The 22,612-nt window shown below is 47.5% G+C and carries 21 protein-coding genes; 4 read left to right on the forward strand and 17 right to left on the reverse strand.

Annotated features, from left to right (window positions below):
* Positions 1-8 precede the first annotated feature (8 nt).
* On the reverse strand, positions 9-263 hold the full coding sequence (locus GJB61_RS23760) for a hypothetical protein (RefSeq protein ID WP_154121508.1): 255 nt from the start codon (positions 261-263) through the stop codon (positions 9-11).
* A gap of 133 nt (positions 264-396) precedes the next feature.
* Between GJB61_RS23760 and GJB61_RS23765 the strand changes: the two genes are divergently transcribed.
* Positions 397-1,308, forward strand: a complete 912-nt coding sequence (locus tag GJB61_RS23765; RefSeq protein WP_154121509.1) for an ArsR/SmtB family transcription factor — start codon at positions 397-399, stop codon at positions 1,306-1,308.
* A gap of 315 nt (positions 1,309-1,623) precedes the next feature.
* Here the strand turns inward: GJB61_RS23765 and GJB61_RS23770 are convergent, their stop codons facing one another.
* From GJB61_RS23770 to GJB61_RS23780, 3 genes are all read right to left on the reverse strand, one after another.
* Positions 1,624-1,896 carry a DUF6171 family protein gene (locus GJB61_RS23770; protein ID WP_154121510.1) on the reverse strand — a complete coding sequence of 91 codons (273 nt, stop codon included), beginning with the start codon at positions 1,894-1,896 and terminating at the stop codon, positions 1,624-1,626.
* Between the two features lie 13 nt (positions 1,897-1,909).
* Positions 1,910-3,406, reverse strand: a complete 1,497-nt coding sequence (locus GJB61_RS23775; RefSeq protein ID WP_154121511.1) for an alpha-N-arabinofuranosidase — start codon at positions 3,404-3,406, stop codon at positions 1,910-1,912.
* Positions 3,407-3,544: 138 nt separating this feature from the next.
* Positions 3,545-4,252, reverse strand: coding sequence for a DUF421 domain-containing protein (locus tag GJB61_RS23780; RefSeq protein WP_154121512.1), 708 nt, complete (start codon positions 4,250-4,252; stop codon positions 3,545-3,547).
* Positions 4,253-4,329: 77 nt separating this feature from the next.
* Between GJB61_RS23780 and GJB61_RS23785 the strand changes: the two genes are divergently transcribed.
* Positions 4,330-4,806: an SDR family NAD(P)-dependent oxidoreductase gene (locus GJB61_RS23785; RefSeq protein WP_338116071.1), complete on the forward strand. Its 477-nt coding sequence runs from the start codon at positions 4,330-4,332 to the stop codon at positions 4,804-4,806.
* Between the two features lie 122 nt (positions 4,807-4,928).
* Here GJB61_RS23785 and GJB61_RS23790 read toward each other — a convergent pair whose 3' ends face one another.
* Positions 4,929-6,215 (reverse strand): Gfo/Idh/MocA family protein, encoded by a 1,287-nt coding sequence (locus GJB61_RS23790; RefSeq protein ID WP_154121513.1) that lies wholly within the window; start codon positions 6,213-6,215, stop codon positions 4,929-4,931.
* A gap of 183 nt (positions 6,216-6,398) precedes the next feature.
* On the opposite strand from GJB61_RS23790, the gene GJB61_RS23795 reads away from it, so the two are divergent.
* A complete protein-coding gene (locus GJB61_RS23795) occupies positions 6,399-7,226 on the forward strand; it encodes a helix-turn-helix transcriptional regulator (RefSeq protein ID WP_154121514.1) in 828 nt (275 codons plus the stop codon).
* A gap of 249 nt (positions 7,227-7,475) precedes the next feature.
* Here the strand turns inward: GJB61_RS23795 and GJB61_RS23800 are convergent, their stop codons facing one another.
* The 12 genes from GJB61_RS23800 to GJB61_RS23855 all read right to left on the reverse strand — a co-directional run bounded on the left by GJB61_RS23800 (position 7,476) and on the right by GJB61_RS23855 (position 21,432).
* Positions 7,476-7,619: a hypothetical protein gene (locus GJB61_RS23800; RefSeq protein WP_195724448.1), complete on the reverse strand. Its 144-nt coding sequence runs from the start codon at positions 7,617-7,619 to the stop codon at positions 7,476-7,478.
* Positions 7,620-7,673: 54 nt separating this feature from the next.
* Complete coding sequence (locus GJB61_RS23805) at positions 7,674-8,888, reverse strand: glycosyl hydrolase (RefSeq protein WP_195724449.1); 1,215 nt, start codon at positions 8,886-8,888, stop codon at positions 7,674-7,676.
* Entirely contained in the window at positions 8,869-9,897 is a 1,029-nt protein-coding gene (locus GJB61_RS23810; RefSeq protein ID WP_154121517.1) for a glycoside hydrolase family 130 protein, read from the reverse strand. The genes GJB61_RS23805 and GJB61_RS23810 overlap by 20 nt, the downstream gene beginning before the upstream one ends.
* Positions 9,898-9,990: 93 nt before the next feature.
* The gene (locus GJB61_RS23815) at positions 9,991-10,827 is read right to left on the reverse strand and encodes a carbohydrate ABC transporter permease (protein WP_154121518.1); all 837 of its coding nucleotides are present in this window, start codon (positions 10,825-10,827) and stop codon (positions 9,991-9,993) included.
* 13 nt (positions 10,828-10,840) lie between these two features.
* Positions 10,841-11,743 carry a carbohydrate ABC transporter permease gene (locus GJB61_RS23820; RefSeq protein WP_154121519.1) on the reverse strand — a complete coding sequence of 301 codons (903 nt, stop codon included), beginning with the start codon at positions 11,741-11,743 and terminating at the stop codon, positions 10,841-10,843.
* An 86-nt stretch (positions 11,744-11,829) separates the two neighbouring features.
* The gene (locus tag GJB61_RS23825; protein WP_154121520.1) at positions 11,830-13,203 is read right to left on the reverse strand and encodes an ABC transporter substrate-binding protein; all 1,374 of its coding nucleotides are present in this window, start codon (positions 13,201-13,203) and stop codon (positions 11,830-11,832) included.
* A 230-nt stretch (positions 13,204-13,433) separates the two neighbouring features.
* On the reverse strand, positions 13,434-15,056 hold the full coding sequence (locus tag GJB61_RS23830) for a response regulator (protein ID WP_154121521.1): 1,623 nt from the start codon (positions 15,054-15,056) through the stop codon (positions 13,434-13,436).
* On the reverse strand, positions 15,043-16,869 hold the full coding sequence (locus tag GJB61_RS23835) for a sensor histidine kinase (protein WP_154121522.1): 1,827 nt from the start codon (positions 16,867-16,869) through the stop codon (positions 15,043-15,045). The genes GJB61_RS23830 and GJB61_RS23835 overlap by 14 nt, the downstream gene beginning before the upstream one ends.
* Before the next feature lie 200 nt (positions 16,870-17,069).
* Positions 17,070-17,498, reverse strand: a complete 429-nt coding sequence (fucU, locus tag GJB61_RS23840; protein WP_154121523.1) for an L-fucose mutarotase — start codon at positions 17,496-17,498, stop codon at positions 17,070-17,072.
* A gap of 12 nt (positions 17,499-17,510) precedes the next feature.
* Positions 17,511-18,161 carry a class II aldolase/adducin family protein gene (locus GJB61_RS23845; RefSeq protein ID WP_154121524.1) on the reverse strand — a complete coding sequence of 217 codons (651 nt, stop codon included), beginning with the start codon at positions 18,159-18,161 and terminating at the stop codon, positions 17,511-17,513.
* A gap of 36 nt (positions 18,162-18,197) precedes the next feature.
* Complete coding sequence (locus GJB61_RS23850; RefSeq protein WP_229522404.1) at positions 18,198-19,682, reverse strand: rhamnulokinase; 1,485 nt, start codon at positions 19,680-19,682, stop codon at positions 18,198-18,200.
* Complete coding sequence (locus GJB61_RS23855; RefSeq protein ID WP_338116073.1) at positions 19,666-21,432, reverse strand: L-fucose isomerase; 1,767 nt, start codon at positions 21,430-21,432, stop codon at positions 19,666-19,668. Before GJB61_RS23855 ends, GJB61_RS23850 begins: the two co-directional genes overlap by 17 nt.
* A 354-nt stretch (positions 21,433-21,786) precedes the next feature.
* Between GJB61_RS23855 and GJB61_RS23860 the strand changes: the two genes are divergently transcribed.
* Positions 21,787-22,557, forward strand: coding sequence for a DeoR/GlpR family DNA-binding transcription regulator (locus tag GJB61_RS23860; RefSeq protein ID WP_154121525.1), 771 nt, complete (start codon positions 21,787-21,789; stop codon positions 22,555-22,557).
* Positions 22,558-22,612 lie beyond the last annotated feature (55 nt).

Consider the following 22,612-nt stretch of genomic DNA (forward strand, 5'->3'; position numbering starts at 1 on the left):
AAGTGTACTTATTCCGGCTCCCGTCCGCAGATACCGTAGAAGAAAAGATGGATGGCTTCCTCCAGGAAGGCATCCATGTTATTATGGTTGCTTGCCTCCTCCAGTAATGCCCCCGAGTTGCGCATATACATGCCCATAAATGTCAGAATAGCTTTTGTCGAAACCTTACTAGAGATCTCTCCCCGTGCTTTTCCGTCTTCCACCATCTTAACGAGCAGCGGCATAATTTCCCGCTCATACAGCTCCTCAACATAATGAAACATCTCCTGGTCATATTAATGGAGCTGTTCAGACGGAGTGATCTGCCTTTGTAGAACCCGGTTGTAAAAAGCCCATTTGAGTAATATAATTATTAACTATATAGGCTTAAACGCAATTGAAATCCGGAGGCAACCCATGAAACTTGATCTGACGGAAGAATCCCTTCCCGTGTATGAAGCCTTATCCAGCTCTGTACGTCTGCATATGCTGCGTCTGCTTGCTGAACACCCGATGAATGTCAAAGAATTGGCTGGTGCAGTAAAGCTCAGCAGCGCCATTATGACTATGCATGTACGAAAGCTGGAGACCGCTGGCTTAATCCGGACTCATATGGCACCCGGACGCAGTGGCCTGCAAAAGATCTGTACACTGGATGCCGATCATGCCGAAATCATCTTTCCGGGTCATCCGGATGTGGAACGCAAGAGCTACCGCAAGGATATACCTGTAGGTCATTATTCTGACTTCCTGATCGAACCCACTTGCGGACTCGCAACTACCGAGCAGGTTATCGGCAGCTTCGATGATCCACGCTATTTCTGGGATCTGGAGCGGATGAACGCTGGTATTCTCTGGTTCGGCAAAGGTTATGTTGAATATAAAATTCCTAATTTCCTGCTGACCAGCCAACAGCCCGAGGAACTAGTCATCACCATGGAAATTGCCTCTGAGGCACCGTCAGTCAACAATAATTGGCCTTCGGATATTACCTTCACCTTGAACGGAGTGGAGCTTGGCTTTTGGACCAGCCCCGGCGATTATGGCGACAGACGCGGCAAATATACGCCCGCCTGGTGGCCGGCGCTCACCAACCAATATGGCTTGCTCAAGCAACTCCGCATAACCCAGAATGGTACCTTTATGGACGGCTTGAAGCTGTCTGAAATTACGCTGGATCAAGTAGGCATCCGCGATAAGCAATGGACCTTCAAGCTCTCCGTCGATGAGGATGCGGAGCATATTGGCGGCTTAACGCTTTTTGGCAAAGGTTTCGGCAACTATAATGAAGATCTTGTGGTGGAGCTGTTCTATACAGATGTCCGTTGACCGGACTGAGAAGCTCCTATTTGCTGAAAATAACTATATAATCCGTTCTTACGGACTCAGATTCCGCTATTTTCGTTAAACTACTGATTCTGACGCCCTATAACCCTAATAACGGATTCTCAGTCCGCGAACACTCCCAAACAGCACCAAACAACTGAAATAGCGGAATTACAGTCCGCAGCGACAGATCAACGTAAGTTTGTATAAGTACCTTGTAAACAATTCATTCGTTTGTCCCCCTTAATTGCCAAATAAAGCCGCATTCTTCTCCCGGATAGGGGAGTCGAATGCGGCTCTTGTTGTATTTGGCGTTATTTAATTTAGCGGTCCCCACAAGCCTCCGCCAGGCAGCGGACAACCCCGTTCCTTAAGCTTGGCTACAACCGGGATAATACAGCCGCAGGCTAGGCAGGTAACACCTTCCTGCAGCTTCGGGCAAGTTCCGCACAGCGTTAGCCGTTCAGCGTATACCTCTTCAGAAACAGAATTCTCGGGATTGAACATGGAGGAAGACAAGATACGGGCAATCTGTACCTCCGTAACTTTGTAATCCTCACGGCACCCCTTGCATGCTGATGATGTTGACATCGGCCATCCCGCCTTATGCTTTTGGCTTAATTTCCAGCACAGTTACTGACATTGGAGCCAGTTCAACGGTCAGGCGGTCACCCTCCAGCGTATAGGCATTAAATGGCTGTGGAGCCACCGCTTCCGGTTGGCTGAACGTATTATGAGCATCGATAGTTTGACCTGCTAGTGTTGTGCCCGTTATTTCTACAATCTGTCCAGCAAGTCCGCGCAAATCCACGGGAACGATGGAGCTTGCTTCGTGATTCAGGTTGCACAGGCTGACATGAATCACTCCCTCAGCAGTAATTGATGCCGAAGCCGATATCTCGGGAATCTCATGTCCATCGAAGCTGTAAGTACCGCTCTCCAGCGTCAAATCCAGCAATTCAGCATCCTGATGCACCTTGTACATGTTAAACACATGGTACGTAGGGGTCAGCAGCATTTTCTCCCCTTCAGTCAATATCACCGCCTGCAATACATTAATCGTCTGCGCAAGGTTAGCCATCCGCACCCGGTCACTGTGTTTGTGGAAAATATTCAGGGTCACTCCCGCCACCAGTGCATCACGGATCGAATTCTGCTGATAGAGAAATCCCGGATTGGTGCCAGGCTCGACATCATACCAAGTACCCCATTCATCGACAATCAAGCCCACGCGCTTCTCTGGATCATATTTATCCATAATTACACTATGTTTAGTAATTAGTTCTTCCATATGAAGTGATTTCTCCAGAGTAGTGAACCACTCAGCGACTTCAAAGCCTGTAGCCGTTCCTTTTTTGTCCCAGGTTGGGCCAGGAACCGTATAATAATGCAATGTGATCGAGTCCATAAAGCGGGTTGCTTCACGCATCAGAACTTCCATCCAATTGTAATCATCTGAATTAGGTCCACAAGCAATACGGTGGATATGATTGTCGCCATAATTGCGGACATAGGTCTGATATTGACGATACAGATCAGCATAATATTCAGGACGCATATTGCCTCCGCAGCCCCAGTTCTCATTGCCCACGCCGAAGTATGTCACAGCCCACGGTTCCTGCCGGCCATTCGACTGGCGCAACTCGGACATCGGGGATACGCCGCCGAAGGTTAAATACTCCACCCATTCTGACATTTCCTGCACGGTGCCACTACCCACATTCCCATTGATATAAGGCTCGCATGCCAGCATAGCGCATAATTCCATAAATTCATGGGTCCCAAAATGGTTATTCTCAACCATACCGCCCCAGTGAGTGTTAATCATACGTTTCCGGCCTTCCCGCTCGCCAATCCCATCTTTCCAGTGGTACTCATCGGCGAAACAGCCGCCAGGCCAGCGCAGTACAGGGATCTTGATTTCTTTAAGCGCTTCCACAACATCGTTGCGGATACCCTTGGTGTTCGGGATTGTAGAGTCCTCTCCGACCCAGAGCCCTTCATAAATACAACGTCCCAGATGTTCGGAGAAGTGACCGTAAATATTTCTGTTAATCTTTCCTTTGCGGATATCCGTGTTAAGTACAGCCCGTTGAGTCATTATTCTTGCCGCCTCTCATAGTTAACCTTAATATTAATTAATTAATACTTATATGAATATTATAGACGTCTGAAATCCCATTCGTCAATCTAAAAAAAAAGACCCATCACCTAAACTATAGGCAATGAGTCATATTCATTATTCTTGATCAACAGGTTTTTGGATGCCATCCTCATAGAAATCAAAGACCAACTGCTGCTGCGTTCCCCTGACGCCGTAGAATACGTCAGATATCTTTTTCCCCTTACGATTCAGCTCCGCTTCAAGCCACTCCTCAGTTAGTCCGTTATTCTTCAGATTATTCTCCATAGGGGTCCCATCCATAATTAATTCAAGGGGAAAGCTTTGGGGTTGGAGATGCAGCTTCATATCCTTTTTGGTCACATATTGATACTTTTCTTTTTTCAGAACCGAGACCATTCCGTTATCCTCAAGAACTGCGTATTCAACCTCTTCAATGTTAAAAATCCCATTTCCCCGCAAGGCCTGATCCAAGGAATCCATAGAGAATCTTACCTTTTGCATATTACCTTCAAGAATTCTCCCGCCTTCAATAAGGACCGTTGGTGAACCTGATATCCACTTCCTCATTTTGTGGTTCTTGAGGGCAATAACTGATAGCAAAAGGGAAGTGCCAGCAATGATGATGAGCGCCAAGATCATATACGAAGATTTTATGTTTTTATTAAACGCCAGGTTTGAAGCTACCGCCCCTAAGGTAATCCCCGTCACAAAATCGTGAAAGGTCATATTGGAGATCGTCTGTTTTCCGAGTATTTTGGCTATCAACAGCAGCAGTAATATAGCAGATACGGACCGTATCACAACATCCAAATAGGCTTGCATCTGAAGTCCCCCTCACTGCTGTATTATTTACAAATACAACAGGAAAGAAACCTGATTATAGGTTAATTCTCCTTGCTGTGCAGATTGCCTACAGAACGGATGATTGGAACACTCCGGTTGAAGACTTTGAAATGAGCTTCCGGATTAACTTTATTTCAATCGCAACAATTTGTAATCGCCTGATCCCCAAGATGATCGAACGCGGCTTTGGACGTGTTATCAATACAACGAGCGGGATTAAGAATGAACCTGAGCAAGCAGGCTACGCAGCCAGCAAAGCCGCTCTTGATAAGTTCACCAAGGATTTGGCTTCCAGACTGGATGGAACGAATGTGATGATTAGTTTGACCGACCCGGGCTGGTGCCGCACGGATTTGGGGGGTCCCCAAGCCACAAGTGCCGTTGAAAGTGTAATACCCGGAATCGCAGTAGGTGCTTTCTTGGATGATCAGAAAAGCGGAAGATTCCTGCCCGCTCAGAATTTCACGGAGTTATCCTTAGCAGAAGCTGTTGCCAAAGCAGAATTGATAGAAGCTACTCCTTATACTATTTAATAAAAATAAACATTAAATATCCCCTTCAATCATGAACAACAGTTCCACAACCCAAAAACCAGCAAACACTTTAAACTCGTGTTTGGCTGGTTTTTTGGGGCGCTATAACAGGATTAGTTATCTCACCATTTAAGCAACGTGTCCACCTTCACTGGCAAACCGGTAGCCATCGATCGATTGGCGGCAATACCGGTCATGATCGACCAAGCGCCATCCACATGAGATGCCGCACGATTAAAGCGGTCATCGATCGGCCGTTCAAAAATATCACGCAGCATCACCGGATCTCCACCTCCATGACCGCCGACACCTTCCTCGATTTCCACCTCATACGGTTCGGCAAACTGCGGAAAGACGGTGATTGTTTTATCTTTCACTGCGCCCTCTTGAGCCTTGCTGCCACCGGCATTCACATAAGATTGTTCGACGACTTTGACTTCCATCCGGCCCTTTGTCCCGTTGAAGACAACGATAAAGCCCTCCCAAGGTAAATAGGCATTCAATGAATAATTCATGATGGCTTTGTTTTTGTATTTGACCATAACGCCCATTGTATCTTCAATGCTGATGTTATCCCCGAACACACTCTGATCCCGCAAATATCCATCTTCATGCTCGGTATCCAGATACATCGCCTTCAGCTGTTCGTTGTCTTCCAGATGCAGGGCAAAGGGATCATTCTTCGCCGCCGCACTCCCATGAACACGTTGATAGAATTCGCTCACGCCACGTTTCTCCGCATTTTCTCGGCCGTAGAATCGTAGATCGCCCATCGCAAATACCGTTTCCGGACGCGAGCCCAGCCAGAAATTCATCAGGTCAAAATGATGTGTTGATTTGTGGACCAATAGTCCACCACTGTTGCGTTTATCGCGGTGCCATCTGCGGAAGTAATCCGCTCCATGCTGTGTATTTAACAGCCATTCAAAGTTAACGGAAAGTACCTCGCCAATGGCCCCGTCCATGATCAGCTCACGGATTTTGGTATTATGTGGGGCATAGCGATAATTAAACGTGACCCGCAGTTTTTTGCCTGTCCGTTCCACAGCGTCCAGAATCTCCTGGCATTTCTCTTCATCAATAGTCATTGGTTTCTCGGAAATCACATCACAGCCAAGCTCCATGGCCCGAATAATATAACGATGATGCGTACGGTCAATACTCGTCACAATCACTGTATCCGGCTTCGTTTCGGTAATCATGCGATCAAATTCATGCGCTTTATATACAGGCACAGCATGATAATCATATGTCTCCTGCAATAGCTTGTTTGCATGCGCCATTCTTGCTCCGTTGACATCACATAAGCCCACGATCTCTGAGGTTTCCCGGTAGTTTGTGGTGATCTCACCATAGAAGAACTCAGCGCGGCCGCCGGTACCTACAAACACGTATTTCTTCTTACTCATAATTATCACTCCATCAGCTATTGATTTGGTTGCGTTTTCTTTCTATAGTGTATAGTATAAAATAGATCTAAATCTAAGCATTTATTAGTATTTTTCACCTAAACTATGTATATATTATCCTCTTTCAAGAATAAACGGCTTTGCCGTCCAAATTCTTATATTTTATAAAAAGGAGCCCTCCCCATGTCCGATGCACTCCGTTCACAGTTTTTCATTGAACAACTCAAACGGGAGCGACCATACACCATGGACTCCGACCATGTTCACGATACCTATGAAATCTACTATTTAGTGGCCGGCGAGCGTAACTATTACATCAACAATCTCGTATACGCCCTGCGTAAAGGCGACCTCTTATTTATCAACAAGAACGAACTGCATCGCACTTCCGTCAAAGACACAATACGTCATGAACGAATCTTAATTAACTTTGATGATGTTTTTCTGCAAAAGATCGGGGCACAAGTTGCTCTCCATTTTCCCTTTATGGCTACTCAATGTTTGCTGCTCCGCCCCGATGCCCATGAACAGGGCATTATAGAAAATATTCTCTACTCCATGCTCAAGGAACAAGTGGAGCACCGGACACAGCACAGCTTGTATCTCCAGTCGCTGCTGCTTCAGTTATGCATTGAAATGGGCAGAATCCAGGAGCTGCAGCGGGAAGCTATTGCTCCCGAGAATAATGAAAAACAAATGAAGGTCTATGAAATCATTGATTATTTACAGACGCATTATAACGATAAGTTGACTCTGGCACAGTTATCGGAAAGCTTTTATATCAGCAGTACTTATCTGTGCCGTCTATTCAAACAAACGACCGGCTTCACGATTATCGAATATCTGAACTATATCCGCATCCAGAAAGCACAGCAGCAACTGCGCGAGTCAAACGCCAAGGTCACCCAAATTGCCGAGGATACCGGCTTTGACAGCATCGCCCACTTCGGCCGCGTCTTTAAACAAATCGCCAAGCGCTCGCCCTTGCAGTACCGGAAGCAGAACCGCTGAATCAGTCTACCGAACGTTGATTATTATTCAAAAAAGGAGTGTTCCCCGCCATCGACGGGTGAACACTCCTTAATGTCATTCTCAGCTTCAATTCCTGTTCTCTGTTTCTATGTTCCCTAAGTGGATCACTGGTGCAGCTGCCAAGCCAAATCGTACAAAAGCGTATCTGGCCTGATACACATGTGTATCCGGGTCGAGATCCTTATCCGTCCAGCCTGGCTTATCTTTAAAGCTGTCTGGACCTATCTTTTACACCTCACCCTTGAGGTGATGATGCGGTTCTAGTAAATTGCGGCAGCTGTTGGTAAGTACCAGTTCAATCCTGTTGCTGCCACTCTGCAGAAACGGGGTAATATCCGCTTCATACGGCTCCCAGAGGAACTTCTTCACCACGTTTCCATTGATGGACAGCTTGCTGACGATAGCATCGGGCGGCGAATGAAAGAGTCATTTGGCTTGTAAAAGCTCCTCTGTGTTAAGCTCCAGCGTCTGCTGCAGATGGAGGCTGCCTGCAAAAAACGGGAAACCCTGCTGGGCGAAATCACCCTGCAAATGCTGGCACATCAGGTTGATGCCATGCACAAACTGCCACTCGCCGATTCTTTTTAAATCCGCGAAGCTGACATTCCAGCCAGAGCAGCCGAAGCTTTCGGTAATCGTCCGCTTCTTACCCAGCTGGCGGGCCACCGAGCTGACCTGCTTGGGAACAATCGGCTCTTCACCGACGAACCGTCCCAGCCAATCGCATCCGGGAATCTGCAAATATTCGTAGAAGGCCATTGGATCGCCAACGGAAGTTACCTGATGCATCAGCTCCTGCTCATCTACCACATGTCCGGTAGCCGACCAGCCTTTACTCTCGCACCAATCACCGATCTGCTTGGCATACGCCTGCGTGAACATAAAGGTTACGCACTCCCAATAATCGTACCGCGCCTTAGTATAATTTCCTTTATTAAAGAAAAGTGACGGCAGCACGGTCAACACATCATAGCCGTGGCGTGAGGTAAACATCTCTTCCAGCTCGAAGGACCAGGGAAGCCCGCCGCGCGCAAACTGCGGTTCGTCCGTGAACACACCACGCAGCTGCGCACCATATTCCTCGCCAAACTGTTCCCAGTAGGCCTCATAGGCAGTAGCAATAAATTCACCTACCGCCAGCTCGCTGAGCGTATCTGTATAATAAGGATTCACTTCATAGTAAACTCTAAGGTCGGCAGCATCTGCTTCAGCTGCGGATAACAATCGATAGCCTTGCCCGTCAGCCTCAGCTGCATAGTAGCCAAGACTCCGTTCCGGTTCGGACTGGAACGGAGCAGCTTCAATATGAAGCTGCTTCTGCTGATACGCAATTCCTTTGGCGGGAACCTTTCCGTCGGCGAAGCCGCTGGGCCAGCCGTTCTCGTCATAGAACCAGGCATTCATGCCCAGTTCCTGACTCTTCGCAATCGAGAGGCAAATGGCTTCCATCCACTCCTCACCCATGTAAGGCGTAAGCAGCCCGCCCCTTGCATGCATGAAGAATCCGCCAATTCCAGCAGCATGCATCTCCTCAATCTGCCGCTCTAGCTCCTCCTTCTCCAAGCGGTCATTCCATGACCATAAGGGAACGGAGCGGTAATCTACCGGAGGGTTCTGCAGGCTATCCCATATCTTTGTCATCAGGTTCATCAGCTTTCAGGCAGAGGGATAGCAGATCATCCACATGCGCAGTCGCCAGACATTCGATCGTATCCGCGGAGCCATAATAGATTTTGACCTCTCCGTTATCCTCCAGAATCATCCCACCCGGAAAAATAACGTTATTGCGGAAGCCGCCATCAATCTCGTAGCTTACTTCCGGTGCAATCAACGGTTCTTGGGACATGCCGATAATCTTTTTTGGATTATGGAGATCAAGCAGCATAATGCCTGCTGTATATCGTTTCTTCCAAGTCGGCTCCCAGCCATGTTTGCCTCTGGCCGGATCAAGATCCACTGCATGGAAGGTCGTCAGCCAGCCCTTGTCCGTCTTCACAGGAGGCGCAGCGGGTCCCACCTTGTCATTAGCGAACGGAACATGCTCCACTCCAAACAACAGATCTGAATTTCCCCAGTATTTCAAGTCGGGTGACTCGGCAATCCAGGCGTCAAAGCGGTCCTGCCCACCTCTGCTGTACACGGTAAAAGGACGTTCCAATCGCATATAATTGCCGTTTATTTTCTCCGGGAACAGTACCATATTCCGTAAATCCGGGGAAGATAAGCTGAGAATCTCGAACTCTTCAAAATCATCAGTCACCGCAATCCCGCCACGAATACCATGTTTCGTATCCACCGCAAAGCACATATAGCAGCGGCCGTCGATAACAGTCAGACGCGGGTCATACGCACGGATGATTTCTTCATCATGCAGCTTGAAGCATTTCTTCGGGCTTACCTCCCAGTTGATCCCGTCATCGCTGAAAGCAATGCCAAGGTCGGTCGTATGATGCGGCTCAATGGTCTGATTCTCCAGGGAACCATAGTCATTGCGGAAGACCATGACATATTTCCCGTTGAATTTGGTCACGCCAGCATTGAAGACCAGCGCAGTCGGGTAAGGAACCCGCGCAGCGTCCAGAATGGGATTATTAGGATGGCGGTGAATGAACTTGCTTGATTTAAGGATGCTCGGAACCTGTATTGTCATGTGTAAACCTCCTGAAAGTTTTGTGAGCATCAGCTTCTACGAGTAGCTTCGTACAAAACTGGCATCGGAAGCATAAGCTTATGTTTTGTGGCTCTATCCCTTCAGGGAACCGGCCGTCATCTGCATAAACGATTTGTTGGCAAAGATATAGGCCACAAGGATTGGTAAAATAGACAAGCAGGCTCCGGCCATCATATAATGCGTCTGGGATGCGGCTGAAATGCCGTATTTCAGGTTCGCAAGTCCTACGGTCAAGGTCTGCAGCTCCGGCTTGGTCATTGTGAATACCAGCGGCAGCAAATACTCATTCCAGGCCCCGCGGAAAGTGAATAATGCACCTACTCCAAGACCAGGCCCGAGCAGCGGAAGAATAATCCTCCAGAAGGTCCGTCCCAAGGAGCTGCCATCGATCTTCGCGGCCTCATCAAGATCTTTGGGAATGCCTTTCATAAAGCTCACCAATATGAAAAAGATGGAAGCATGGGCGGAAATCAGAATCAGTATGACGCCCCATAACGAGCTGTGCAAATTCAGTTTGACCATTAGGTCGAACTGTGGACGCAGCACAACAGCCCCTACGGCGACAAACATGGTGAATGCCTGCATGCTGACGTATATTTTTTTGCCGATAAAATCCATGCGATCTACTACATAAGCCGCCATAGAAGATACTAATAATGTGCCTACAACTGCCGACAAGGCGACGATAAGACTGTTCATGGTATACGTAGAGAAGTTGGCAATCCGCCATGCTTCCGAATAGTTGGAAAAGTGCCACTTGCTTGGCAGGAAGGTTGCTCCCGTCGTCAGTTCAACGTTTGTCTTGAAGGAACCGAGGATCGTAATGACGACTGGAACCAAGGTCACCAGGCCAAAGATTAATAAAAAGGCCCATAAAACGGTATTTCCCAGTATGTTTTTTATTTTCATCTCATGTCTCTCCTCAATCGATCCGATTCATTCGTTTGGATGCATAGAAATAAAGAAGTGAAATCATCCCTACGATTAGTGCAGAAACGAACGCGACCGCACTGCCATATCCAAACTCCTGCACTTGAGTCGCTGAGCCCCCTCCGAGTGGAAAGAACAATTTATACAAGTAGAGAAACATCACTTCTGTCTTGCCGGCCGGCCCACCCTCTGTTAATACCATGATGCTCTCATAGCCCTTGAGCGCTGTAATAATAGCGAGCATAATAACCATTTGCATCACAGGTCCAAGCATGGGGAGGGTAATATAGCGGAATTGTTGAACTTTATTGGCTCCATCCAGTGCAGAGCTCTCGTAAACATCCTCAGGAATATTCTGCAGCCCAGCCAGAAAGAGCAGCATATAGTTGCCGACGGCTCCCCATACCGCAACTAGAATCACGGTAAGCATCGCGTGCTTCGGCCCCAGCCAGTCAATGCCGGAGGATGTAATATTAAATTTGATTAGAAACTGATTTAGAATTCCGTTATACGAATTGAAGATGGTGAAAAAGACCACAGCCATAACGGCTGTACTAATGACTGTAGGCATAAAAAAGACTGCCCGGAGCAAATGTTTTCCCTTGAGTCCACGGTTAAGGATCGCCGCCAGCAGCAAGGAAAGTGGAATGGAAAGCAATAGTTTCCCTCCCGCATAGACAAACGTGTTAACAACAGAGTCCCAAAACTGGATATCTTGCAAAATGCGGGTGAAATTGTCCAAGCCGATAAAACGAGCGGTTCCATACCCTTTATAGTTGTAGAACATATAGCGGAACGCCCAGGCAATCGGGTAAATCCCTAGAACCAGTGTCAGAAAAGCGCTGGGAAACAAATAGCTGTAGGCAAAGGCCGCGTTCTTGGTTTTGTTGTTCATGTTCTCTCTCTAGGCTCCTTTCCTATCTTTTAAAAAATAGATAAGTTAGGGGGAATAACTCCCCCTCTTATCCTTTATCTCTAATTTTATTTGGCGAATTTACCAGCAAGTGCCGCCGGATCAAAGCCTGGGTCCGGTTTGGCTACTAAACCGTCATTAGTGATCGCATCATCCAAAGCTGAGTTGTAGCGTTTATTCAGATCAGTGATGACTGCACCCAAATCTCCGCCGTTGAGCATATATTTAAAGAACGCGTCATCAGACTTCATTCCTTCTGGTGCTACTATTGGATACACCGGCCATACGCCATCATATTTATTGGGCAGGAAGCCTTCAATGCCATTCACTTCAGGCACCTTGGCTACAGCACTGATGGAAGGAACCATGGAGATACCAAAGCCTTTTTCCTGATACGCGGTCAGAATTGAATCGCCGTACATATATTCCATGAACTTCCACGCAGCGTCTTTATGCTTTGATTTCGCGCTTAGTGCCAGCCATTGTCCACCTAGAAAGCCGGAAGCACCTTTGGCATTGCCGTCAATTGTTGGAGCAGGAGCTGCAGCCCAATCAATCTTGGCAGGGAACTGCGTACTGTACACGCCGGGTTCGGAGGAGTAGCTCAGATACATCCCGATCTTACCTTCGGCAAATTGCGCCCGCAGCGGGTCAATATCCAGCGATTCTACACCCGGAAGCATGCTGCCGTCATCCTTGATTTGCTTGAAAGCTTCGATAATTGACTTGAAGCCAGTAAAGTCAAAGCGGGCCGTCTTGAAATCGTAACCAAAGCCGCCGAAGCCGCTCATTTCAGCAATTACCCGTGCAGAGCGGCCAAGCGCACTTGCAGGATTCTTGAAATTCTGTGCGAAGCCGTAAGCACCATCGGCTTTTCCGGCAACAGTCAGCTTTTTCGCGATATCCACGAGTTCCTGCAAGGTTGTAGGTGGAGCTGTTACCCCTGCTTTGGCAAACAGGTCTTTGTTGTAGATCAGGCGCATGGTCGTACCATAGTTTGGCAGGCTGTAACGTTTGCCGTCAAAGGTATTCAGATCAGCCATCTCCGGAAACTTTGCTTTCAATTCATCTGATAAGTACTCATCGATCGGAGCCAGATATTCTTTTTTATAGAAGGTGCCAATGGTGTTCTCTTTCACCCGGATAACGTCCGGTGAGTCTGCTGTTTGAAAGGACAGATCAAGCGCAGTGTCGAAATCATCACCCTTCACAACCAGCTCCACCTCAATACCATCGGTGTTCGTCTCGTTGAACTCGGCAACCTTCTCCTTAATGAATTCAGCATCATGGCGGTCACCCGTCCAATAGCTGATCTTGGTTTTCTCTCCTGTTGTTGCTGCAGTTGCACCCTCGGAATTATTATTCGAGTTCGAATTGCCGCATGCTGCCAGGCTTAATGCTAGTACAATGCTTAATGAAGTTAGAAGTAGCTGTTTCTTCATTTCTGGTTAGCCCCCTTTTATATGACTGCTGATTACCTTACAACTTGATTATAGGGCAGACCCTTGAGCGGCATAATGCGGGTAAGCCCACATTAAGGGCAGATTTCTGCTGAACTATTGCGTGAAGCATATAAATTCTTATATTTAGAAAAACAGGGATAAACCCCAGCTCATTGCCGGTGTTCATCCCTGTATGGATTCCTAGAATTATTGGCGGTAACCAGCAAGCTTCAGCCCTTGCCCAAATAAGATATTTTAAACTCTGAAGGCGTCATGTTCGTATGTTTCTTGAATACATCACTGAAATAGCGCCTATGCTCATAGCCCAGCTCCATGGCGATTTCCTGCACCTGAAGCCCTTCGATCAGCATCGACTTGGCCTTCTCCATCTTCTCATGCATCACAAATTGCTGAAAAGAGGTGCCGAGCACCTTCTTGAACAGGTTCGAAAAGTAACCTTGACTGAGGTTGATCTGCTTTGCAACCTGCTCCAGAGACAAGCTCGTATGCAGATTATCGCAAATATACGCTTTGGCTTGATGAATAATCTTGGTAGATTCAATAGACCGATCCTCTTCAATCCAGCGGCAGCCCTCCGCACACAAATCGCCGAGCAGGCCTCGAATCTCCTGCAGTGAAGGATGCGCGCGGATCTTCAGCAGATTCACCCGTTGCTCCAAAGGCTCCACCTTCTCATACGGGAACAGCTCCAGCATGACCCGACAGATCTTGAACGACAGCTCATACCCAATGTTCTCCACATACTGCGGCTCCGGCAGTGGGTCGAGCTCTAGCAGTTCATCGAAGATCCCCTGCAGCACAAGCTGACTCTTCTCCCGATTTCCCGAGCGCAGCGCGAACAGGAATTCCTGCTCTGTCGTAGCAGAATAACTGCTCGCCGCTCTTGGCTTGTTGAGGATATTGGTATAGCTATAAACAGCGTTCCCGTCCGTATAGAAATGATACGCCAGCGCACTAAGCGATTGTCCGTAGGCAGCAGCCAGTTCTTGAATGGTTGACACACAAAGACTCATACCAATCGAGATTGTATTGCGGGAATAGCGGCTGACATTAGAGCAGCACGCTTCGGTAATTTGTTCAGCAAGCTCCGGGTCAGACCCATTAATAATACAGACATAACGATTCGTTGCTTCCCGAAAAACAATTCCTGTCGTCCAAGCAGCAATCGTCTCCTCCAATATATTTTGCAGACTGAACCGGACCAATTCGATCTCCTGAACCGGCTGAGTCTGATACTTCTCGGCAAAATGATCGATCTCCGCGATAAAGACAATAAAGTCCTGCTGGGCCAGCGGAATGCCAAGATATTCCCAGCGTGACTTTGCGCTGAGCTCTGTGGTCTGGTGCTGCATCAGGAAGGTTAAATACTCCTGCCGCAGAATCGGCAGGCTTTCTTTGATCTTTCCTTCCATCGCTTTGAGCTTCTCCTGCTCCTGGCGCTCCTGCAGACAGACTTGCTTCGCCTTCAGCACCACATTCACGATTTCCTCGAGGGAGAATGGCTTTTTGACAAAATCTATAGCTCCTAAACGTATAGCCTGCTGGGCATAGGAGAACTCCGAATAGGCACTCAAAATAATGATTTTGCACGAGGGCGCAAACTCAAGAATGGCTTGGGTCATGGCCAGCCCGTCCATACGGGGCATGCGAATATCAGTAAGCACGATATCAGGCAGCGTCTGCCGAATAACTTGCAGCCCTTCCTCCCCGTCAAGTGCAGTAGCTACCACCTCAATTCCATGTTCAGCCCAGTGTGGCTTGCGCGAGATCATATCCACTACACTTTTAATATCATCAATGACGCATAATTTAATAGGTTTAAAAGCTTCCATGGGTTCCGTCTCCTCCTTCCTGCATGTGTATTAGCGGTATCCATAAATCGGTGCGGGAACCGTCTTCACTGGACAACTCCATCCGGGCAGTGTCGCCATAATAAAGCTGCAGCCGGTGCCGAATGTTGACCAGGGCGTAACCTTTTTTGGAAATCGTCTGCTGAACCATCCCTTGTTCGACCTTCTGCAAGTCCATTCCCTTACCGTTATCCTCTACAACAATGTGCAGCATTGCTTGTTCCTGCGAGACCCGGACAGTAATGAGGCCTCCCGATCTACGATCTGTGAAGCCATGCTGAATACTGTTTTCTACAAGGGGTTGGAGCAGTATTTTGGGGATATATAGTTTCAACAGCTCTTCATCTTCGATAAACACCTTGTATTCAAACAGATCCTCATAGCATTTTTGCTGAATGGCGCAATATTGCTGCACATGTGACAGCTCATCCTCCAAGGGAATCAGATCCTTGCCGCCGCTTAAACCCAGCTGGAACATCTGGGACAAGGCCAGAATCATCTCATTCACATCATCGTTCTCCCCCAGCACCGATTTGCAATAGATAGTGTTCAGGGTATTGTACAGAAAATGGGGCTCCATCTGCGCAGTCAAAGCGCGAATCTCCGCATGCCGTTTGCCCTCTTCATTAGTTCTTACATCTTCAATCAGGTTCTTGATCTCTTCCATCATCCGGTTGAATTGAAAACCAACCTGGGCGATCTCATCATTATATTTACTCTCAAAAGAAACGCTTAACTGATTCTCTTCTACCCTCCGCATAAGTCTGCTGAGCTTGAACAATGGCTTCAGCAGCACCGCCGTCAGTTTATTGGAGAAGAACCAGCTGGTCAGCAGAAAGACAACAATCACATAAATAATCGTCCTCTGAACTCCCTTCAGTTGCCCCAGGAGTTGCTCCTTGGACTGCATCCCCGCTAGAATCCAGGTTGGAGCAGCAGACGATTGTTTATAGTTGACCAGATAGTCCTCCCCATCAAACGGGTAAAAAAAGGTTCCCTGATTCCCGATGGTGCTGTCGTGCAGAAACTCCGGGTCCTGCGGCAGCTTCTGATGGAAGGGCCAGTTGGTCTGAACTACGGCTTCTCCGTCTGTATTCAGAATGAAATAGTTCCGGTTATTCTCGGAGGTGTTCTGGTTCAGTAAGGAGGTAATCTTGTTCTCCCTGATGTTCACCACAATGAATACATTGGTAATCGGAGTGTTGTCATAAATTCCGCGTACTACAAAGGACAGCACGCGCTGATTGCCGGTGAAGAGCCGGTCGTAATGGCCTTTGGCCCAGTACCCGCCAGGACTTTTTTTACTGTTATCGTACAATTCCGAGCCATAAAATGAATTCTCCTGTGCCCGAACCTGTGTGGTTGAATAGAAGTCCCCGATCGGTGTCGCGATAAGAACGTTCTCAATAGTTGGCTCATTAAAGGTCGCTTGCGAAAGTACATATTGCATCTCGGATAAATGCACATAATAATTCGTCACATCATGGGCCTGCACATCAATCATCATTTGCCTGTAGGCATCACTCAACATCAGGGACTGCACAGTCATGGCTACATCATTCAGCCGGTAATCCAGCAGCTGCGTAGTCTTATCCACCGTTTCCTTACTGGTCTCAAAAGCATTATTCTGGATTTCCTTCCCGGCGATCCGGTAGGTCAAGGTTCCCATCGCACTGATTGATAGCGTTATCAAGACTATGAAGGAGAAGAGTACTCTTTGTTTGATGGACACTTGATAATACCTGTCGCAAAGCTTGGCCCAGATCAGACTGCACCCGTTTATGAGAGTCTTCATGGAATCTCCTTTTGTCGTTTAATATTTCATATTCCTATGTTACTCCACTTTCTTTTTTAGTCAACACGAAAGGATTTATATGTTGTTTTGTCTTTATTTCATACATATTTTATTTGTAGGCTAAGCAATTAAAAAGCCGCAGCCCGCTTGAGAATCCAAGCGAACTGCGGCTTCACTCTTTTATGAGTTTTTTGAGTAATCTAGGCCTTGATCACGCCTTTTTTGAGAATCACATTCCCGTATAATGCTTCTTCGCCAGTAACTATGATGGCATAACTCTGCTTGGAACGATTGTAGAAGTCGAAGCGCTCCTCATATTCAATCGTGGCTTCCTCATCATGCTTCGCGAGGATCGCTTCATAGGTAGACCAGATGACCGGCTCGGTAGGGTCTCCCGCAACCACAGACATAAATACCGCCTGATGGGGCGCATAATGGTCCAGTGGAAGCAGCTCCAAGATCGCATCCAACAGCTGAGGGATACCTATCCCGTCATAACGAATTACTTTTGAATGCAGTGAGTGTCCTGGGTAATTGGCATCCGCTAGTACAAGCTCATCTCCATGGCCCATTTCCATCAGGATGCGTACCAGCTCTGGAGATAAAATCTTGGGAATTTTCTTTAACATAAGTTTCTCTCCTTACATGCCATAAAATGATCTTAAAGCCACCAATTCTTCAATCCGATGCTGTGGCAGTTCACGTTCCCCGCCAATCATCCGGGTGATGAACGTCAGCTTAGCCGTGTATTCCAGTCTTTCCATGTTCATGTAGGCACCCATAACGTCCTTGCCCCAGGTAAGTGCACCGTGACTCTCCAGCAGAACAGCCGTTTTTTTACCTAAAAAAGGAACTATGGAGTCCGGTATTTCTTCTGTTGAAGGGGTACCATACACAGCCAAAGGAATGTCACCCATCGCAATTACTGACTCGGGCATCATCATCTTATCCAGTGACTCGCCCTTAATAGCAAAAGCTGTGGCATAAGGCGGATGCGCATGTACCACACCATTGATCTCCGGGAGTGCATTATAAATCTTGAGATGCATCTTCACTTCCGTAGAAGGGCGGTAGCCTTCGGCAGCTTCCAGAATTTCCCCCTGTAGATTTACCTTAACGAGCATATGCGGCTCCAGATATCCTTTGCTGACCCCGGTCGGGGAAGCAAGTACTTCATTCTCTGACAACCGTGCCGAAATATTACCGTCATTTGCCGCAATAAAATCCTTGTTAAACAGGTTTTTGCCGATATCACAAATCTGTCGACGTAATTGTTCCTCTTTAGTTTCCATGTATGAAACTCTCCTCTTCACTATACCATCTATAAACTATGAATGTTTTACAATTGCAGGATGATAGCTGACTGGCGTATAAGATCGCGCGACAATATCTCTAAAGGCGGAAGCTTCAACAATGCCAATCGCAGCTAATTGAACAACGATATTGCCAATCGCACTTGCCTCGGCAGGTCCGGCCACAATTTCTCTGCCAGTGGCATTAGCTGTAAGCTGGCACAGCAATTCATTCTGAATGCCCCCGCCAACCATGTGGATTGTGCGGATTGTTGTTTCGGTTAAAGCCTCCAATTCATCAATAGTCTGGCTATACGACAATGCCAGGCTCTCCAATATAACTCGAATGATTTCAGCTTTTGTATGAGGCACTGGCTGAACGGTCTTCACACAATATTCTCTAATCCGCTGGGGCATATTTCCTGGTGTACTGAAGATCGGATCGTTTGGGTCGATGATGGCTGGGGCTTGTGCAAGGGTTCCGGCAAGCTGCACCATTTCGCTATAGCTAACAGGCTCACCCGCTTCTGCCCAATTCCTATCACATTCCTGTAGAATCCACAGCCCCGTAATATTCTTCAGCAAACGGTTAGTGCTGCCAAAGCAGCGCTCATTGGTAAACCCGTACTCATAACTCTGATCCGTCACGACCGGCTCCAGCGTCTCCATCCCTACCAAAGACCAGGTACCGCAACTTATAAAAGCTGCCTCGCCTTTTCTGATATAAGGAATCGAGGCTACTGCGGAGGCCGTATCGTGGGAAGCTCCGGCGATTATGGTCATGGGGCCGATTCCAAGCTCAGCCTGTATTTCTGGGTCAACCAGCCCAATTACTGTGCCTGCGGAGACTCCTTCCGGGATTATAGCAGTCGGAATACCCAACCTGTTAAACACTTCTTCTGAAATCTCAGAAGAGGCAGCATCCAGCAGGCCGCTAGTGCTCCAAATCGTCTGCTCTGCCACGGCGATGCCTGAGAACAGATAATGAAATAAATCGGGCATCATTAGTATTTTGCCCACCGTCTGTATAAGGTCAACATTTCCCTGAAGATCGGAGTACAACTGATAGACCGTATTAATCAGACTCGGCTGGTTGCCTGTCAGCGCAAATTGCTCTCTTGGGGGCAGCAACGCCTCCATACTTGTGCTATTAGCTGCCATTCTCTGGTCCCTGTAATGATGTGGGGAATAGAGCAGCTGTCCCTGTTTATCGAGAAAACCGTAATCAACTCCCCAGGTATCCACGCTTAGCGCCTGTAACTGCCCGAACATTCGGTGAGCTTTTTGGATACCCTGCTTCATTTCGTGGAACAGCTTTAGAACATCCCAGTATAATTGTCCGCGGATCTGCACTGGGATGTTGGCGAAACGATGAATCTCTTCCATGCGAAGGGTATCACCGTCGTAGATTCCTAACATGACTCTGCCCGAGCTAGCGCCGAGATCTATCGCCAACAGCTTTATCGTATCGTCCATTTTTTGTACACCTGCTTCGCCAAAGGATTTAATAGAGCGGTCCAAAGTTCTGACAGGCTCTGTAATCCGCACCCTCAAGATCTCCGGTACCGAACAATGACCAGACCCGAGGTCTGAAAATACGCGACTCTTCAACGTTATGCATGCTGACTGGAATACGCAGAATAGAGGCCAGTGTAATCAGATCGGCACCAATATGTCCGTAGCTGATTGCCCCGTGATTGGCCCCCCAATTGTTCATCACATCATAAACTGATTGGAACGAACCTTGGTTCGTTAGCTTAGGGGCAAACCAAGTCGTCGGCCAAGTGGGGTCTGTTCTTTGATCCAGTGTATTATGGACATCTTCAGGCAATTCGACCGTATAGCCTTCAACCAGCTGCAGGACAGGCCCGAGCCCTTTTACCAGATTCATCCTAGCCATTGTGACAGGCATTCCGCCCTTGGTTAAATAATCGGTAGAGAAACCGCCCCCACGGAAATATTCCTGTGAAGCTGCCCGGAACTGGGTTTGCGCCAAGCAGGACTCGACTTCCTGATCCGTAATCTCCCAAAAAGGCTTGATAACCGGCTTACCCTCAAGGCTCTGCTCCCCCGTTCCATCCAGAGCAGCCGATCCCGAGTTTATAAGATGCAGCAACCCATTTGCAGCATGACCCTGCAATTGATGACCAGTCACACGTTCAACCGCAGCCGGACTCCAGAAGGTGCGGACGTCGGCAAAGATTTGTGCAGTGTTCGTCAGCAGATAATTGAACAGCATCGTTACACCGTTCAAGCTATCATTCTCTGTCGCCACAATATAAGGCGCCCGTTTGCCATTCCAGTCAAAGGAGGAATTAAGTATCGTCTCCATAAAGTCACCGTTCGGAAAGTGGTCGGTCCAATGACGCTGGCCTTGAAAGCCGCTCACAATTGCATTGTGCCCATTCGCTTCTTCCTCGAAGCCGAGTTTAGCCAGCTCTGGATTTCCAATCATCAGATCGCGTGCGATCAGCGTCATTTTGACACAGGTCTCCCATTGCTGTTCCTTCTCTTCATCACTGATCTGCAGGTGCTCTGGGTTATTGTCAGCTCCGATTCTGCAGTTTTCCTTCACCCAGGCCAGCGCCCGTACGAATTCCGCTTTATCGTATATTTCTTCTTCAAAACGGCGTACATATTCAGACATATCCACGTATTCATTGCGCATACCCAGATAGTCTTGAAAGAACTGCTCGTTCACAATCGAACCGGCGATTCCCATCGAAACAGAGCCCATCGATAAATACGATTTGCCCTTCATAAGCGCAACCGCCATGGCTGATTTAGCAAACTGCAGAAGCTTCGTTTGTACATCAGCAGGGATATCCTCACTGCTTGATTCCTGCACATCCTCACCGTAAATGCCGAACGCCGGAATGCCTTTTTGTGCATAGGCAGATAGAACAGCAGCCAGGTATACTGCACCGGGACGTTCTGTCCCGTTGAAGCCCCACACGGCATGTGGAATCGAAGCATCCATATCCATAGTTTCGGAACCATAACACCAGCAAGGGGTTACGGTTATCGATACGCCCACGTTGGCGCTAGAGAACTTCAGCGCAGCGGCGGAGGCCTCTTTAACTCCCCCAATGGTGCTATCAGCGATAATACATTCCACATGCGATCCATCCGGATAATATAAGTTCTCTTCTAGAAATTTGGCTACCCGCTGAGCCATGCCCATAGTCTGAATCTCCAGCGATTCACGTACACCGCGTCTTCTTCCATCTATAGTAGGACGGATACCAATCTTCGGATAATTTGCTGCCACTGCTGTTCCCCCTCAAGAATAGGTTAGAATTTCAATAGATTAAAGCGTTATCATTACTTTTTTCAATACCATCATAGAATCTACAATCTATTAAGTCAACAATAAACCACAACATATTATGATATTAATGTGGTTTGTTGTGATATTATAATTGTATGTTGTGGGTTTACTGTAGTATTCATTTCTTTTTTTAAAAATATAAAAATTTATATGTTGCACACGATAACTTATCCTTATATTTCTCGAAGAAACGGGTGCCGTCCATATAAAGGACGGCGAAGCCGTTTCTTCTTGTTTATAAGGCTTTGTAGTAAACTATTAAATATGCAGATTTGGACCAGGGGTGAGCGGTAGATGAAGGCTTTTGAACGGCGCGAAGTGATAATAAATGAGCTTTACAGACATAAGAAGGTTCATGTGGCCGATTTGGCGCAGAAATTCAACGTTTCTGAAGAGACGATACGGCGGGATCTCGATAAACTGGATAAGGAAGGACTCGCCAAAAAAAACTACGGAGGCGCGATTCTAAACGCCCACACGAATGAAGATCCCTCCTATGCCAGCCGACATCAGGTCAATCTTGAAGCCAAGCAAAGGATAGCTGTCAATGTCCTCGAGCTGATCAACGACGGTGACAGCCTGATGACTGATACCAGCTCAACAGCATTTGAGGCGCTGCGGAGAATCCTTGATGAGAAAAAGAATCTGACGATTATCACCAATTCACTGGTGGTTCTATCCGAATTCCAACATTCCGGCCAAAAGCTGATCTCCACAGGCGGAACCTTAGGGCCCGAGACCAGCTCCTTCGTAGGTCCCAATGCGCTGCAGACGATTCAAAAATATAATGTAGATGTAGCTATCTTCAGCTGTAAAGCATTGTCCATGACAGGTGGGCTCAGCGATTCGAACGAAGCGGAAAGTGAACTTAAGGTGCTCATGCAACAGCAAGCGAACAAGGTTATATTGCTCGTAGACCACTCCAAATTCGATCGGATCGCCTTCATCAAATTGCTCAGCTTTGATAAAATCGACTATATTGTCACAGATCAGAAACCAACGGACGAATGGATTGCTTTTCTGAATAAATTTCAGGTATCCCTCATCTATACCCCTGCTGAATAAGTAGGGGTATAAGTAATAGAGCACCTTTCTATGACTAGAAAGATGCTCTATGTAG

The organism is Paenibacillus monticola (genome assembly GCF_009664975.1).
Classification (GTDB): Bacteria; Bacillota; Bacilli; order Paenibacillales; family Paenibacillaceae; genus Paenibacillus_AQ; species Paenibacillus_AQ monticola.